This window comes from Peteryoungia algae (assembly GCF_030369675.1).
Lineage (GTDB): Bacteria > Pseudomonadota > Alphaproteobacteria > Rhizobiales > Rhizobiaceae > Allorhizobium > Allorhizobium algae.
Genome location: NZ_CP128477.1, coordinates 1,448,628 through 1,463,812 on the forward strand (window position 1 = coordinate 1,448,628; position 15,185 = coordinate 1,463,812).

Below are 15,185 nucleotides of genomic sequence, written 5' to 3' on the forward strand. Positions count from 1 at the left end.
AGGAATTGCCTTTAAATTCAAGGCGCTGTAAAAGCTGGTAGCGAGTGGCTCTACAACCTGGCGGAGAGGGTGGGATTCGAACCCACGATACCCTTGCGAGTATGCCGCATTTCGAGTGCGGTGCTTTCGACCACTCAGCCACCTCTCCGGTCACACTGGTCGGCGCTTGTTGGCGCGGGCTGTCTCATAGCGGCAACTCACCCCCCACGCAAGAGCGAATGTCACGCTTTTTCCACGCACCACAAAAACATGCGCCGCACGTCCCAGCCGATGGGCCGGAGTGTTGGCCTCTCCTGCGGTTGGCCGCGATATCCCAATAGGATTTGAGACGCATTCATATCGGTGGACATGACCCCGCCAACCCAGTGGAGGACCGGCGATCGGTGGTCGGTGGAGGTGGAGGAGTGAGGCGATCACATAACGAGCCGGTCCCTGACGGCAAACTCGGCACGACCTCGGTTTCCTGAGGCGGTCCCGCTACCACATGCTGCCTTGGCGCGCGAAGTGAACCGGTTCGAGGGCGGAGATTTTGTACCACACCTGCCCACCCACGCTGTACCACTCCTCATCCTTGGCAAGTCGTAGTTCGAGTCTGTCGATGAGCATTTCTACGTTTCAATCCAAGATGACGCGCTAGAGGGATGGGCGCATACGAAGATTGGACATTGCCGAGACCATGACGGCACGCTTGTATCCTGTCGAGCCGCCTACCTTTTGCCAACGTGCGGTGTGAATCTCGACGCGGCAAAGGAAAAAGCCGATGGGGATCATTCATTCATGAAAAAGCTGGTCGGCAAGCGACGATGGATCCCCTTCTTGGCGTTCGGTGCAGCCAGCCTATGGGCGGCAGCTCAAACGAACCATGGATATCGCAAGCCGGTGTTCGATTGGGATCTCAGCAGGGAAGCGATAGCAAACGCACTGACGAAGATGCCGCATATCGGCTCAACGGCCTTCATCTTCGCTCTCGCAGTCATTGCTGTTGGTCGAGATCGCCTGCCGTTTGCGGCTGTCCTCACCTTTCTTGTCGGAGTCGGTTGGGAGGTTGTTCAGATGCCAACAATCGGTAACAATCCAAGACTGGCAGATCTCGCACCCAACATGGTTGGCATCGCCATCGGCTGGACATTGTTCGCGGCCATAAATCGGTTATGCAGCCCTCGCATATCCTCTACCTCGCATCGAAAGCCTCCTTCTCCATAAAAGGCCCCTTGTCGCAAGACGTCTGATTGCTCCCAGCCTTGATCGCTTCGCCGCTGGAGCCCAGAGACCATCGACAGGTCCCTCGTCCAAGCCGAATCGCCGCACAGCTTTCCGGACCACGATGACGGCCCTCTCTCATAAGGAGCACGCACAAGGGATTTTGCCGCACCGGCGCCCCGCCAGATCGGCTAGGGCTCGATCGGAAAGGCAAAGCCTGCCTTCACTCGATCCATGACCACCATGGTCTTGAACCCCTTGATATCGTGATTCTCGTAGAAGAAGCGCCGCGTGAAGGCTTCGTAGTCCTCCATGTCCTTTGCGGTGATCACCAGGATGAAGTCGGCGTCACCCGTGACATAGTAGCCGATCATCACCTCTTTCGTCGCCCGGATCGCCGCCTTGAACCGGTCGACGATATCAGCACGCTCGCGCTCCAGCGATACCAGAACGATCATGGTGATGCCCCGTCCGACGGCCTTGGGCGACACGATCGATACATCCGCCTCGATCACCCCCTCCTCGCGCAATCGTTTCAGCCGCCGCTGGCAGGCCGTTGGAGACAAGTTGACGATGCGCGCCAGCTCTTCCGAGGTCAGGCGATTGTTTCTCTGCACCGCCTCCAGCAACGCCCTGTCCGCTCTATCAAGTGAATTCATGCAGCAATCCTGCGCAGAGGAGGAAATTAGGATCGGCATCCTGCATAAGCCCGCCCCTCTACGCAGTCAAATGAACAGGCGATGCGGCTAGACTTCGATAAACCGAAAGAGGGAGTGACCTATGAAAGGTATCGCCAAAGCCGCGCTCAATTCCCTGCGACGGCCCGAACTGCTCGAGCACCGGGCGTTTTTGAATGGCGCCTGGATTGCGCGCGCCGACACCCTTCAGGTCACGGATCCCGCAACAGCAGAACATCTGGCCGACGTCGCGGCCTGCTCCCTCGAAGACGCCGATGCTGCGGTGCAGGCTGCCACGCGGGCGTTTCAGACCTGGCGGGACACCCTGCCGCTGGAGCGCGGTCAGGTCCTGCGCACATGGGCAAAACTGATGCGCGAGAATGCAACGGACCTCGCCGTCATCATGACCGCAGAACAGGGCAAGCCACTGGCGGAGTCCGAAGGCGAGATTTCCTATGCCGCAAGTTTCCTCGACTGGTTTGCCGCTGAAGGCGAGCGTGCCTACGGTGAAACCATCCCCAGCCATCTGCCAGGAGGCCGTCTCTCGGTACAGATGCAGCCAGTCGGCGTCACTGTGGCCATCACGCCATGGAACTTCCCGTCTGCAATGATCACCCGCAAGGCCGGCGCAGCGCTCGCCGCGGGCTGCACCATGATCGTCAAACCTGCACCCGAAACACCGCTCTCGGCTCTGGCCTTGGCAAAACTCGCACAGGAAGCCGGCATGCCGGCGGGCGTCTTCCAGGTATTGACCGGCGAAGCGGCCCCACTCTCCCGCCGGTTGCTTGAACACAGGGAGGTTCGGGTTTTTTCCTTCACCGGCTCCACGGAAGTCGGGCGAATTCTGCTGACCCAATCCGCCCCCACGATCAAGAAGGCATCACTTGAACTGGGCGGCAATGCGCCGTTCATCCTGTTTGACGATGCCGATCTGACGGCAGCGGTTAAGGGATGCATGGGGGCAAAATTTGCCACTTCCGGGCAGGATTGCCTCGCGGCAAACCGCATTTACGTCCAGCGCAAGCTTTACGAGCACTTTGTCGAGGCCTTCGCCAGGGCGACATCGGAGCTCAAGGTCGGACATGGCCTTCAGCCGGATATCGACATCGGGCCGATGACGCGTCCTTCAGTGGCTGAGAAATGCCGAAAGCAGATCTCCCAGGCCCTGTCAGCCGGTGCCCGTCTAGTCTGCGGCGGACAGGACAGTCCTCTGGGCGGCAACTTCGTCATGCCGACGGTGCTGGCCGATGTCGCGGACGATATGATGATTGCAAGAGAAGAAACCTTCGGTCCTGTCGCGGCGATATTGCCGTTCGATAACGAAGACGAGGTACTCGCGCGGGCGAATGACACAGAAATGGGCCTGGCGGCCTACGTCTACACCGGCGATCTGGGCCGCGCCATGCGGCTCACGGACAGGCTCGAATACGGGATGGTCGCCGTCAACACGCCGAAATTCACCGGCGCGCCCATCCCCTTTGGTGGATGGAAGCAATCCGGCCTGGGTCGTGAGGGCTCGCGTCACGGCCTCCTCGAATATCTCGAAGCAAAATATGTCTGCTTTGGAAATCTCGCTGCTTGAAAGGATGGACTGCCATGAATGCCAAACTGAACCAGATCGCCGAGATGGATCGCAACTCGGTCCTGCACCCCTTCACCCAGCTCAAGGATTTTGCCAGCGGCAAGTTGGGAGATCCCACGATCGTCGAAACCGGCAAGGGCATACGCATCCAGGATGCCCATGGAAACCAACTGATCGACGGCTTTGCGGGGCTGTATTGTGTCAACGTCGGCTATGGCCGGACCGAGGTGGCCGAAGCCATTTCCCGACAGGCCTATCGCCTCGCCTATTACCACTCCTATGCGGCTCATACGACCGATGAACTTGCAATTCTGTCCGACCGCCTTGTCAGGATGGCGCCGGGCAAAATGAGCAAGGTCTTTTACGGCATGTCGGGTTCCGATGCGAACGAGACCCAAGCCAAGCTCGTCTGGTACTACAACAACCTTCGCGGCAAGCCGAACAAGAAGAAGATCATTTCCAGAGAACGCGGCTATCACGGGTGCAGCGTCGTGTCCGGATCCATGACCGGGATGAGTTTCTATCACGACCACATGGACCTGCCGCGCGCCGGCATCCTGCATACCGGCGCACCGCATCACTATTGGGGCGCCGAAGCCGGGGAAACGGAACTCGAATTCTCGATACGTCGCGCAGGCGAACTTGAAGCTCTCATCCTGCGCGAGGATCCCGAAACGATCGGCGCCTTCATCGCTGAGCCCGTCCTGGGAACGGGTGGCATCACTCCGCCGCCTGAGGGCTATTGGCAGGAGGTTCAGAAGGTGCTGCGGAAATACGATATCCTGTTGATCGCTGACGAAGTCATTACCGGTTTCGGCCGGACCGGCTCGATGTTCGGATCCCAGCATTACAGTATCGAACCCGATCTCATCACAGTGGCCAAAGGCCTCACCTCCGCCTATTTCCCCCTCTCGGGCGCAATCATCGGAGAAAAGGTCTACAAGGTCATGGAAGAAGGAGCCGGTCGGGTTGGCGCCTTCTCCCATGGCTACACCTATTCGGGCCACCCGATCGGCGCGGCAGCTGCAAACGCGGTTCTCGACATCGTCGAAAAGGAGGATCTGCCGGGCAACGCCCGCAAGGTCGGCGCCTATTTCCAGGCGCAGCTGAAGGAAAAGTTTGCGCAACTTCCCATCGTCGGCGAGGTTCGCGGCGTCGGCCTGATGGGCGCCATTGAGTTCGTGGCAGACCGTGAACACAAGACACGTTTTGACCCGTCCCTGTCGGTGGGTGCCCGTGTCTCCAAGGCTGCCCGGGCCCGCGGCTTGATTGCGCGCGCGATGCCGCATGGCGACATCCTGGGTTTTGCCCCTCCCCTCGTCACGACAAAGGAAGAGATCGACGAAATCATCGCCATTGCCGATTCCGCCGTGCGCTCCGTCATGGATGAACTGGTACAGGCTGGCGAAAGGATCTGACACACGATCGGTAAAACGCCCGTCGCCGACGGCACTGCAGGCAATCAACGCTGCAGAAGTGCGAAAAATCCGAGGCGGTTCCGCCTCGGATCCCAGCCGCTTCATTTCTGGAGCGAAGCGTGCATAATGTCATGAAATTTAAGTCGTCATAACGAGACAATTTCATGCGTCAACAATCCAATCACTCCGCCCGCGATCCGGTGACCGTTGCCAAGCCTGTGCTTTGGCGACCTCAGCTCGCGAAAAACAAAGGTGAGACGAAGCATGCTGCACTGACCGAACGCATCATCGCGGATATCGACGCAGGCATCCTCAAGCCGATGGACCGGATGCCGACGCATCGGGATCTCGCGCGCGACCTCGGCCTCTCCGTCCAGACCATCAGCCTGTCCTACAAGGAGGCAGAACGCCTCGGCTACCTGAGCGGCGAGATCGGACGCGGCACCTTCGTCAAGGCCCGGGTGACCGATCGCGCGGGCCGCATGATGCTCGATCACAGGGCCAATGAGGTGCTCGATCTTTCCATCGTTCGTGGTGTCTATCTCGATGCCCACGAGAAGGCGTCGCGCGAAATACTCCGAGAGCTTTCAGAGGCTGACAATGCCAGTTTCATGAGGCCTTGCCGGCCGATCGCGGGGCTTGATCATCATCGGGAGACGGCGCGCGACTGGCTTCGAACACTGAACGTCGACACGACGGGCGAACGCATCCTCATCACCAACGGTGCGGCCCATGGCATTTTTCTGGCCTTGAGCTGTATCGTTCGTCCCGGCGACATCGTCCTGTGCGAAAACCTGACCGATCACGGCATTATCGGACTGTCGAACGTCCTGGGATTCAGCCTCAAAGGATTACCCACAGACAGCGAAGGCATCCTGCCGGATGCATTTTCCGCCGCCTGTTCGGGCGGCGGCGTGCGGGCACTGGTCCTCATCCCGACGCTGAACAATCCGACAGGTCACGTGGCCGGCGCAGCGCGCAGGCGCGAAATTGCGGCAATCGCCGAGCAGTACGGCGTCTTTGTTGTCGAAGACGAAGTCTATCGGCCGTTGATCGAGGAAGACCTGCCCTCGATCTGCGACATGGTTCCGGACCTGGGTTTCTTCGTCACCAGCTTCACAAAGACAGTCCTCACCGGGCTGCGTGTCGGTTACCTTGTCGTGCCGCGCTCCTATTCCATCCGGGCGGCCTCCATCCTGCGCGTCACCAGCTGGAGCGGCACCTATCTCGCGGGTGAAATTGCAACACGCTGGGTCGAGAATGGCATGGCACGGCAATTGGTCGCCATCCAGCGCGAGGAGGCACGGAAGCGCCAGCAGGTGGCAGTCGATATTCTGGCGGATCACATCGCCTCCAGCCACCCGCTCTCGCTCTGCGCCTGGCTCAGGGTCCCTCCTCAGTGGACCGAGGACAGTCTCGTGCGTGCGCTTGCCAACCAGAATGTTGCCGTCACGCCGTCGGAACCTTTCATCGCCGGACCGGGTCATGGCGGCGGTATCCGTATCTGTCTGGGCGGACGCCTGAACCAGACCAGCCTGACCAAAGCGCTGACCATCGTACGCCAGACATTCGATCAAATGCCCCCGGTTTACGACATAGGCTCGATAGGATGACACGTCCTTCGGCAAACATTGAATCATTACAATATAACAATTGACATGATTTTGTTTCGCTCTCAACATGACAATCATGAAGAGCGAACCCCTGCCCCACACGGCCACCGCGGACACTCTGCCAGTGACATTGGCGGACATTCGCAATGCGTCGGCAAGGATAAACGGTCGCGTCGCACAGACGCCGCTCATTCACTCAGGCGCCCTGTCTGACCATACCGGCCATCCGTTTCATCTGAAACTCGAAACGCGCCAGCCGATCGGAGCCTTCAAGCTGCGCGGGGCGATGAATGCCATCCTGTCTCTCGACGATGGTGAGCGCCGGCGTGGGCTCGTCACGGCGTCTACGGGAAATCATGGGCGGGCAGTTGCCTATGCGGCACGTGAACTTGGCGTGCCAGCCATCGTCTGCATGTCCGCGCTCGTTCCGGCCAACAAGGTCGAAGCCATCCGCTCACTTGGCGCCGAAGTCCGCATCATCGGCGCCTCCCAGGACGATGCCCAGACGGAAGTCGAACGACTGGTCGAAACGCATGGTCTGACGGCAATCCCGCCTTTCGACAATGTGGATGTCGTCGCCGGCCAGGGAACGATCGGCCTTGAAATCCTCGAAGCCATCCCGGATCTGGGAACCGTGCTCGTGCCCCTGTCCGGAGGTGGGCTTGCCGGCGGCATCGCCGTAGCCGTCAAGGCCTTGCGGCCTCAGACGCGCCTCGTCGGCATCTCCATGGAACGCGGGGCTGCGATGAATGCGTCGATCGCCGCCGGACGACCGGTGGCAGTCCGCGAAGAACAAACCCTGGCCGATTCCCTGGGCGGCGGCGTCGGCCTCTCGAACCACGTCACCTTTACGCTCTGCAGCAACCTCCTGGATGACGTCATTCTTCTGAGCGAAGGCGAAATCGCCGAAGGAATTCGCCACGCCTGGCGCGAGGAAGGCGAGATGGTCGAGGGCGCCGGAGCGGTCGGCATTGCCGCCATTCTGGCCGGGAAGGTCGAACTGTCCGGCCCCACCGTCGCCATCGTGTCAGGCGGCAACATCGATCCGGCGCTCCACCGGAGTATAACAGAAGGGGCAGACGCATGAGCCGCATCGCGATCCTGACGGAGAGTGACCTGCGAGCGGTTGTCCAGCTGGACGCATCCGCGGTCGACTGTATCGAGCGCGCATTTGCAGCGCTTTCCACCCAAGACGTCGCAATGCCCCCGATCTTGCGGCTCGACATCCCCCAGTTCCGCGGCGAGGTCGACGTCAAGACAGCCTATGTGCCCGGATTTGACGGTTTTGCGATCAAGGTCAGCCCAGGCTTCTTCGACAATCCCAAGCTGGGTCTGCCAAGCCTCAACGGACTGATGATCCTCTTCAGCGCCAGAACAGGCTTGGTCGAGGCGCTTCTGCTCGACAATGGTTATCTCACCGATGTGCGCACGGCTGCGGCCGGCGCAGTTGCCGCGCGGCATCTGTCGCGTCGGGACGCCTCCGTCGCCGCAATTTTCGGTGCAGGCATGCAGGCACAACTCCAGCTTCAGGCATTGACGCTGGTCCGTCCGCTAAGGTCAGCACGGATCTGGGCGCGCGACCTTGCAAAAGCGCGCAAGCTCGCCGGCGAGTTCACCAGCAGGCATGGCATTGACGTGACGGCCGTGGATGACCCACGGGAGGCAGCGCGCAATGCCGATATCATCGTCACGACGACGCCTGCCGAAGAGCCGGTTCTGCGGGCAGACTGGCTGGAACCCGGTCAGCATCTGACGGCGATGGGATCCGATGCCGAACACAAGAACGAGATCGATCCGGCCGTATTCGCCAAAGCCAGATACATCGCCGATCGTATCACCCAGACACGCATTCTCGGCGAATTGCACCACGCCATAAGGGCCGGAGCAGTTGCGGCAAATCAGCATTTCGACGAACTCGGCGCTGTCATCGCCGGCAAGGTGCCCGGCAGAACGAGCGCCGAAGAAATAACCTTCGCGGATCTGACGGGCACGGGCGTTCAGGACACGGCCATTGCCAATCTGGCCGCTCACCGCGCGCGGGAGGCCGGTATCGGCCAGACAATCGACAACAAAATCAACAAGGGAGACGCCGCGTGAGCGTGACGCTGAACTTTACGCGCGAGGAGTATGCCGAGCGCCTTTCCAAAACCCGTCATGCCATGGAAGCGGCGCAGATCGATCTTCTGATCATCACCGACCCGTCCAACATGCATTGGCTGACGGGATATGACGGCTGGTCCTTCTACGTGCATCAATGCGTACTCGTTCCGCCGAGCGGAGAGCCGATCTGGTATGGCCGCAAGCAGGACGCCAATGGCGCCAAGCGCACCGCCTATCTCGACCACGCTAACATCATCGGCTACCCGGATCACTACGTGCAGTCGACCGAGCGTCACCCGATGGATCTGCTGTCGCAGATCATCGACGAGCGCAAGTGGTCGAACCTCACCGTGGGCGTCGAGATGGACAACTACTACTTCTCGGCTGCCGCCTTCGCGTCCTTGCAAAAGCACCTGCCCAATGCCCGCTTCAAGGATGCCGCAGGTCTCGTCAACTGGCAGCGCTCCATCAAGAGCCCGACCGAACTCGACTACATGCGCAAGGCCGGCAAGATCGTCGAACTGATGCACAAGCGGATCGTCGACACCATAGAGCCCGGCATGCGCAAATGTGATCTGGTCGCCGAGATCTATGACGCCGGCATTCGCGGCACCTCCGAGTTTGGCGGAGATTACCCGGCCATCGTGCCGCTCCTGCCATCCGGCGCAGACGCATCCGCGCCTCATCTGACATGGGATGACAAACCCATGCGCCTTGGCGAGGGGACGTTCTTCGAGATCGCCGGCGCCTACAAGCGTTATCATTGCCCGCTCTCGCGGACTGTTTTTCTGGGCAAGCCGACACAGGCCTTTCTCGATGCCGAAAAGGCGACCCTGGAAGGCATGGAGGCCGGACTGGCGGCGGCAAGACCCGGCAACACATGCGAAGACATCGCCAATGCCTTCTTTGCCGTCCTGAAGAAATACGGGATCATCAAGGACAACCGGACCGGCTATCCCATCGGCCTCTCCTATCCGCCGGATTGGGGCGAACGCACCATGAGCCTGCGCCCCGGCGATCGCACCGAGCTGAAGCCAGGCATGACGTTCCATTTCATGACAGGGCTGTGGCTGGAGGATATGGGGCTCGAAATCACGGAAAGCATCGCGATCACTGAAACAGGTGTCGAATGTCTTTCGAATGTTCCGCGACAGTTGTTCGTGAAGGGCTGAATGATGTTGACCGGTCTGTCCCGCCCCTCCCCGATTAGCCCTTCCGTCGACTTCGACTCCATGGGCGTACAACACGGTCATCTGCGCCTGCCCTACAGCCGCGACGACAGCGCCTGGGGTTCGGTGATGATCCCCATCTGCGTCATTGCCAACGGCGATGGACCGACCGCCCTTCTCACCGGAGCCAATCACGGTGACGAATACGAAGGCCCCGCGGCTCTCTTCGAATTGGCACAGGCGCTGGATCCAGCCGACGTGAGTGGACGTGTCATCATCGTTCCGGCGCTGAACTATCCTGCCTTTCGCGCCGGCACACGAACCTCTCCGATCGATCGGGGAAATCTAAATCGCAGCTTTCCGGGCCGCCCGGATGGCTCCGTGACGGAAAAGATCGCCGACTACGTGACCCGCTATCTGGCACCACTCGCCGACTTCGTCCTCGATTTCCATTCGGGCGGCAAGACGCTCGATTTTCTGCCATACGCTGCGGCACACGAACTGCCTGACAAAACCCAGGAGGCGCGATGTTTCGATGCCGTGGCCGCGTTTTCCGCGCCCTACTCCATGAAGATGCTGGAAATCGATGCGGTCGGCATGCTCGACACGACCGTCGAGGATATGGGCAAGGTATTCGTCACGACGGAGCTCGGCGGCGCCGGTACGGCAAGTGCCCGATCCATCCAGATCGCCCGAAAGGGCATCCTCAACCTGTTGAGCCACGCGGGCATCCTGCCCGGCGCTCCAGACGTGCAGTCCACCCAGTGGTTGGACATGCCATCGAGCGATTGCTTCGCCTTCGCCGAGGACGACGGTCTTGTCGCCTTTGTGCGTGACCTCGGCGAGACCGTCACAGCCGGCGAAACCATTGCCCGGGTCTACCCCGTGGGCAAGACCGGCATCACCCCGATCGACTACCGAGCCGCCATGGATGGCGTGCTTGCGGCACGACACGTGCCCGGCCTGATCAAGGCCGGCGACTGCCTTTCCGTCATCGCCACGGTGACGGGAGAACCTGCCCGGTAAACCGGCACAAGAACCGAACCGGACAGGCAAAAACAATGAACCAGAGGAGAATTCAGATGCACATCACAAAGATCACCGGACTTTCCGCTCTCGCCCTCGCCGTTTCGCTCACATCGGCGGGCGCTCTCACCCTCGAAGAAGTCAAGGAGCAGGGCTACATTCGTGCAGCCACGGCCAATGAAGTGCCCTATTCCTACATGCAGCCGGACGGCACATCCGCGGGCATCGGCCCGGATGTCGCGAATGCCGTATTGAAAAAGATCGGCATCGAAGAGGTCAACTGGACGGTGACGCCCTTCGGCACGCTGATCCCGGGCCTCAAGGCGCGCCGTTTCGATTTCGCTGCGGCCGAACAGAACATTTCGCCTGAACGCTGCAAGCAGGTTTCCTTCACCGAACCGAACTCGTCTTATGGCGAAGGACTTCTGGTAAAGAAGGGCAACCCCAAGGGTCTGACAACCTATGCCGACATCGCCAAGGATCCGTCGCTGAAGGTCGCCGTCGTCTCGGGTGCAAACAACGTCGACTTTCTTCGGGCCGTCGGGGTGAAGGACGACCAGATCGTCTTCATTCCGGCCAATGCCGATGCAATCCCGACGGTGGAGAGCCGGGTGGATGCCTATGCCGCCACGGAGCTGACCGTATCGGAGCTCGCCAAGGATCAGGCGAATGTCGAGCAGGTCGCCCCTTTCGAAGACCCGATCGTCAATGATGCACCGGTGCGCAACTACGGCGGCTTCGCATTCCGGCCGGAAGACGAGGAATTGCGCAACGCCTTCAACGCTGCCCTTGTCGAGTTCCGCAAGACGGACGACTACAAGGCGATCCTTGCAAAATATGGCGTTTCCGAAGCGAGCATCGCAGCTGCTGCGGAAAAGAACGTCGCCGATCTTTGCGCCGGCAAATAATGCTGGATGGCGCCCGGTCTGACCGGGCGCCAGACGTCTTGAAACCGGGAGTTCACAGATGGATTGGACAGCCTATCTGCCTATGCTCTGGAAGGGCGCGACCGTCACGATGACGATTACGCTTGCAGCGATTGCCGTCGGAGCAGCCCTGGCCTTCTTCTTCGGCATCCTGCGCGTCGAGGGTGGCGCCATCCTGTCGGGCATAGCGCTGTGCTACACCGAGGTGTTTCGCGGCACTTCGCTCTTCGTTCAGCTCTTCTGGTTCTATTATGCCCTGCCCCTGGTCGGGCTCAGTTTCGAGCCGGTCACGACAGGCATTCTGGTGCTGGCCGCGCATGTGGGCGGCTATGGGGCGGAGATCGTTCGGGGTGCGCTTTCCTCTGTGTCCCCGCAGCAGCTGGAAGCGGCTCGCGCTCTGAACTTCAATCGCTTCCAGACGCTGTATCGGATTTCATTGCCTCAGGCGATCGTCGAGATGATGCCCGCTTTCGGCAATCTCGCCATCGAGACCCTCAAGCTATCCTCCCTCGTCTCGCTGATTTCCATCGCGGATTTGACATTCGCGGCCCAGTCGATCCGCAACCTGACCCTCGACAGCACCAGCATCTACTCGATCACGCTCGTCTGCTATTTCGCGATGTCGCTGATATTGATGATCGCAATCAAGGGGATCGAACGCTTCGTGCGACGCGGTGACGTCATGCCGCGTCCGGGCCAATCGTGAGGAGCCTGCCGTCATGATGTATGGTTATGAATGGGACACGACCACCTGGGTCACCTACACGCTATCGATCCTTCCGATCATCCTGATCGGCCTGACCGTAACGTTGAAGGCGGCGGCTGCCGGCTTTGCAATTGCGCTCTCCCTTGGCCTCGTCTTCGCCCTGCTGCGCCGCAGCCGGGTCAAGGCGATCTCCTGGACGACGGCCTTCGTCGTCGAGTTCCTGCGCGATACGCCGCTTCTGGTGCAGCTCTTCTTTCTATACTATGTCCTGCCCGAGTTCGGCATTGTCCTTCCTGCCTTCCTCACCGGCGCGCTTGCGCTGGGTCTGCAGTATGCGGCCTATACGTCCGAGGTCTATCGCGGGGGGATCGAGGCCGTACATCGCGGACAGTGGGAGGCCGCGACCGCGCTCAATCTGACGCGAATTCAAGCCTATCGGGACATCATCCTCCCCCAGGCCGTCCCGCGCATCGTGCCTGCCATGGGCAACTATCTGGTCGCAATGATCAAGGAAACGCCCGTTCTTTCCGTCGTCACTGTCCTTGAGATGATGGGCCTTGCCAACATGATCGGCGAACGCACGTTCGAATACCTCGTGCCACTGACACTCGTCGGCCTCATCTTCCTCCTCCTGACGCTGATCTGCTCGGCAGGCCTCCATCGCCTGCAGAAAGCGCTCCCCAAAGCAGGGATACCCATGCGATGACCGATACCATCAACAAGCCCATCATCGAATTTTCCAACGTGACGAAGCGCTTCGGCATTCTGACGGTCCTGGACCAGTTCAATTTCAGCGTGGCCCAGGGCGAGAAGGTCACGCTCATCGGGCCGTCTGGGTCTGGGAAATCGACCGTCTTGCGCATCCTCATGACGCTGGAACCGTTCCAGGAGGGAAGGCTGACACTTGCCGACACGTCCTACCATGAAGAACGTGGCAAAGGACCGTTCCAGGCCTCCGAACGGCATCTGCGCGAGATCCGCAAACATGTCGGCATGGTTTTTCAAAGCTTCAATCTGTTTCCGCACATGACGGTCTTGCGCAATGTCGTTGAAGCCCCGGTACGGGTCCTGGGCATGGCGCGGGCAGAGGCAGAAGCGCGCGCCATCGAATTGCTCGACATGGTGGGATTGGCTGACAAGAAGGACCATTATCCGGTGCAACTTTCGGGTGGGCAGCAGCAACGTGTCGCGATTGCCCGCGCACTCGCCATGCGGCCACGTGTTCTGTTGTTCGACGAACCGACATCGGCGCTCGATCCCCAACTGGTCGGCGAAGTGCTTTCCGTCATCCGCGGTCTCGCGCATGAGCACGATCTGACCATGCTGCTCGTCACCCACGAGATGCGTTTTGCGCGCGAGGTCTCGGACCGGGTCTGCTTCTTCGACAAGGGGCGCATCTGCGAACAGGGATCCCCCGAGGAGATCTTCGGAACGCCCAAACAGGAGCGAACGCGCGAGTTTCTATCCTCCGTGCTGGCCTAGATTGGCTCCAGAGTCGACGGGATGCAGCCTCCCGCCTTCGCTGTCGCAAGCGCGCAGGAGCCGGACTTGCTGGCTCCATTGCGTGTTATCTGCGTAGCCTCTGGACTTCTCGCAGGAGCCCACACCCATCCCGGAGAAGCCGAACGTTCGTGTCTTGACCTCTCGACCGGGCTTGCCGCAGGCTCAGGCACGGAAGAGCGTATCAAGGGGATGCTCCGACAGCTCGCAGGCTATTTCACCTCCCGGAAATATGCGCAATCTTGGCGAAGCAGTATCGCATCACGAAGAACTGGAGCCATCATCATGTGTGTCGCCTGCAACCACACCATCCACCGGGCCCAGCATAATTTTGGCTGGAACAATGATTTCCCACCGGCCCTCGTCGCCAGGCCGGGCGAGACGATCCTGTTCGAATGCCTGGATTCCTCCGGCGGACAGTTGGGCCCGGACGCGACACTCGACACGCTGGCCAGCCTCGATTTCGACAAGGTCAATCCGGTCTCGGGACCCGTCTATGTCGAGGGCGCAGAACCGGGCGACGCGCTGAAGGTCACCATCCGCAAGTTCCACCCTAGCGGCCATGGCTGGACCGCGAACATCCCGGGCTTCGGCCTGCTCGCCGACCAGTTCAAGGAACCCGCCCTGCATCTCTGGTCCTACGACACGGCCTCCATGGCACCGGCCGCCTATGGGCCCGGCGGCAAGGTGCCGCTGAAGCCCTTCACCGGCACGATCGGCGTCGCTCCGGCAGAGGTCGGGCTTCATTCGGTCGTTCCGCCCCGCCGCGTTGGCGGCAACATGGACATCCGGGACCTGACATCAGGCGTAACGCTCTATCTTCCGATTGAAGTTGAGGGCGCACTCTTTTCGGTTGGCGACACGCATGCTGCCCAGGGTGATGGAGAAGTCTGCGGCACGGCCATCGAAAGCCAGATGAATGTCGAACTCACCCTCGACCTGGTGAAGGGCGCCAATATGAAGACGCCCCGCTTCACGACGACCGAGCCGGTGACGCGCCATCTCGATGGCGCCGGCTACGAAGTGACGACCGGCATCGGTCCCGACCTGATGACCGGCGCGCAGGAGGCCGTCATGCGGATGATTGATCTTCTCACCGCCGAACACGGCATGAACCCGGTTGACGCCTACATGCTCTGCTCGGTCTGCGGCGACCTGAGGATCAGCGAAATCGTCGACATGCCAAACTGGGTCGTTTCCTTCTACTTCCCCCGGATCGTTCTGTCCTGACGACAGAAAGTCGGGGCTGCAACCAGTCCTTCCCGTCA

Annotated in this window: 14 protein-coding genes and 1 tRNA gene; 13 read left to right on the forward strand and 2 right to left on the reverse strand. The window is 60.5% G+C overall.

The window, feature by feature from the left end; genetic code table 11:
* Nucleotides 1-58: 58 nt before the first annotated feature.
* Nucleotides 59-148, reverse strand: a tRNA-Ser gene (locus tag QTL56_RS07145).
* 629 nt (nt 149-777) lie between these two features.
* On the opposite strand from QTL56_RS07145, the gene QTL56_RS07150 reads away from it, so the two are divergent.
* Nucleotides 778-1,203, forward strand: coding sequence for a hypothetical protein (locus QTL56_RS07150; protein WP_245136479.1), 426 nt, complete (start codon nt 778-780; stop codon nt 1,201-1,203).
* A gap of 188 nt (nt 1,204-1,391) precedes the next feature.
* Here the strand turns inward: QTL56_RS07150 and QTL56_RS07155 are convergent, their stop codons facing one another.
* Complete coding sequence (locus QTL56_RS07155; RefSeq protein WP_245136478.1) at nt 1,392-1,859, reverse strand: Lrp/AsnC family transcriptional regulator; 468 nt, start codon at nt 1,857-1,859, stop codon at nt 1,392-1,394.
* A 121-nt stretch (nt 1,860-1,980) separates the two neighbouring features.
* On the opposite strand from QTL56_RS07155, the gene QTL56_RS07160 reads away from it, so the two are divergent.
* The 12 genes from QTL56_RS07160 (at nt 1,981) to QTL56_RS07215 (ending at nt 15,147) form a co-directional block, all read left to right on the forward strand.
* Nucleotides 1,981-3,459: an NAD-dependent succinate-semialdehyde dehydrogenase gene (locus QTL56_RS07160; protein WP_245136477.1), complete on the forward strand. Its 1,479-nt coding sequence runs from the start codon at nt 1,981-1,983 to the stop codon at nt 3,457-3,459.
* A gap of 14 nt (nt 3,460-3,473) precedes the next feature.
* Nucleotides 3,474-4,877, forward strand: coding sequence for an aspartate aminotransferase family protein (locus QTL56_RS07165; protein ID WP_245136476.1), 1,404 nt, complete (start codon nt 3,474-3,476; stop codon nt 4,875-4,877).
* Between the two features lie 164 nt (nt 4,878-5,041).
* Nucleotides 5,042-6,490: a MocR-like ectoine utilization transcription factor EhuR gene (ehuR, locus tag QTL56_RS07170; RefSeq protein ID WP_245136475.1), complete on the forward strand. Its 1,449-nt coding sequence runs from the start codon at nt 5,042-5,044 to the stop codon at nt 6,488-6,490.
* A 67-nt stretch (nt 6,491-6,557) separates the two neighbouring features.
* On the forward strand, nt 6,558-7,577 hold the full coding sequence (gene eutB / locus QTL56_RS07175) for a hydroxyectoine utilization dehydratase EutB (protein ID WP_245136474.1): 1,020 nt from the start codon (nt 6,558-6,560) through the stop codon (nt 7,575-7,577).
* Entirely contained in the window at nt 7,574-8,587 is a 1,014-nt protein-coding gene (eutC, locus tag QTL56_RS07180; protein WP_245136473.1) for an ectoine utilization protein EutC, read from the forward strand. The genes eutB and eutC overlap by 4 nt, the downstream gene beginning before the upstream one ends.
* Nucleotides 8,584-9,762, forward strand: coding sequence for an ectoine hydrolase DoeA (doeA, locus tag QTL56_RS07185; RefSeq protein ID WP_245136472.1), 1,179 nt, complete (start codon nt 8,584-8,586; stop codon nt 9,760-9,762). The genes eutC and doeA overlap by 4 nt, the downstream gene beginning before the upstream one ends.
* Before the next feature lie 3 nt (nt 9,763-9,765).
* Entirely contained in the window at nt 9,766-10,785 is a 1,020-nt protein-coding gene (gene doeB / locus QTL56_RS07190) for a N(2)-acetyl-L-2,4-diaminobutanoate deacetylase DoeB (protein ID WP_245136642.1), read from the forward strand.
* Between the two features lie 56 nt (nt 10,786-10,841).
* Nucleotides 10,842-11,693, forward strand: a complete 852-nt coding sequence (ehuB, locus tag QTL56_RS07195) for an ectoine/hydroxyectoine ABC transporter substrate-binding protein EhuB (RefSeq protein ID WP_245136471.1) — start codon at nt 10,842-10,844, stop codon at nt 11,691-11,693.
* 58 nt (nt 11,694-11,751) lie between these two features.
* Nucleotides 11,752-12,417: an ectoine/hydroxyectoine ABC transporter permease subunit EhuC gene (ehuC, locus tag QTL56_RS07200; RefSeq protein WP_229573943.1), complete on the forward strand. Its 666-nt coding sequence runs from the start codon at nt 11,752-11,754 to the stop codon at nt 12,415-12,417.
* A 13-nt stretch (nt 12,418-12,430) separates the two neighbouring features.
* Nucleotides 12,431-13,123, forward strand: coding sequence for an ectoine/hydroxyectoine ABC transporter permease subunit EhuD (gene ehuD, locus QTL56_RS07205; protein ID WP_245136470.1), 693 nt, complete (start codon nt 12,431-12,433; stop codon nt 13,121-13,123).
* Nucleotides 13,120-13,899 carry an ectoine/hydroxyectoine ABC transporter ATP-binding protein EhuA gene (ehuA, locus tag QTL56_RS07210; protein ID WP_245136469.1) on the forward strand — a complete coding sequence of 260 codons (780 nt, stop codon included), beginning with the start codon at nt 13,120-13,122 and terminating at the stop codon, nt 13,897-13,899. The genes ehuD and ehuA overlap by 4 nt, the downstream gene beginning before the upstream one ends.
* Before the next feature lie 303 nt (nt 13,900-14,202).
* Nucleotides 14,203-15,147: an acetamidase/formamidase family protein gene (locus QTL56_RS07215; RefSeq protein ID WP_245136468.1), complete on the forward strand. Its 945-nt coding sequence runs from the start codon at nt 14,203-14,205 to the stop codon at nt 15,145-15,147.
* Nucleotides 15,148-15,185: the final 38 nt, after the last annotated feature.

Bases quoted from the DNA above. Each gene is read 5' to 3' on its own strand.
- QTL56_RS07150 (WP_245136479.1), top strand. From the start codon at position 778: ATGAAAAAGCTGGTCGGCAAGCGACGATGGATCCCCTTCTTGGCGTTC.
- QTL56_RS07155 (WP_245136478.1), bottom strand. From the start codon at position 1,859: ATGAATTCACTTGATAGAGCGGACAGGGCGTTGCTGGAGGCGGTGCAG.
- QTL56_RS07160 (WP_245136477.1), top strand. From the start codon at position 1,981: ATGAAAGGTATCGCCAAAGCCGCGCTCAATTCCCTGCGACGGCCCGAA.
- QTL56_RS07165 (WP_245136476.1), top strand. From the start codon at position 3,474: ATGAATGCCAAACTGAACCAGATCGCCGAGATGGATCGCAACTCGGTC.
- ehuR (WP_245136475.1), top strand. From the start codon at position 5,042: ATGCGTCAACAATCCAATCACTCCGCCCGCGATCCGGTGACCGTTGCC.
- eutB (WP_245136474.1), top strand. From the start codon at position 6,558: ATGACAATCATGAAGAGCGAACCCCTGCCCCACACGGCCACCGCGGAC.
- eutC (WP_245136473.1), top strand. From the start codon at position 7,574: ATGAGCCGCATCGCGATCCTGACGGAGAGTGACCTGCGAGCGGTTGTC.
- doeB (WP_245136642.1), top strand. From the start codon at position 9,766: ATGTTGACCGGTCTGTCCCGCCCCTCCCCGATTAGCCCTTCCGTCGAC.
- ehuB (WP_245136471.1), top strand. From the start codon at position 10,842: ATGCACATCACAAAGATCACCGGACTTTCCGCTCTCGCCCTCGCCGTT.
- ehuC (WP_229573943.1), top strand. From the start codon at position 11,752: ATGGATTGGACAGCCTATCTGCCTATGCTCTGGAAGGGCGCGACCGTC.
- ehuD (WP_245136470.1), top strand. From the start codon at position 12,431: ATGATGTATGGTTATGAATGGGACACGACCACCTGGGTCACCTACACG.
- ehuA (WP_245136469.1), top strand. From the start codon at position 13,120: ATGACCGATACCATCAACAAGCCCATCATCGAATTTTCCAACGTGACG.
- QTL56_RS07215 (WP_245136468.1), top strand. From the start codon at position 14,203: ATGTGTGTCGCCTGCAACCACACCATCCACCGGGCCCAGCATAATTTT.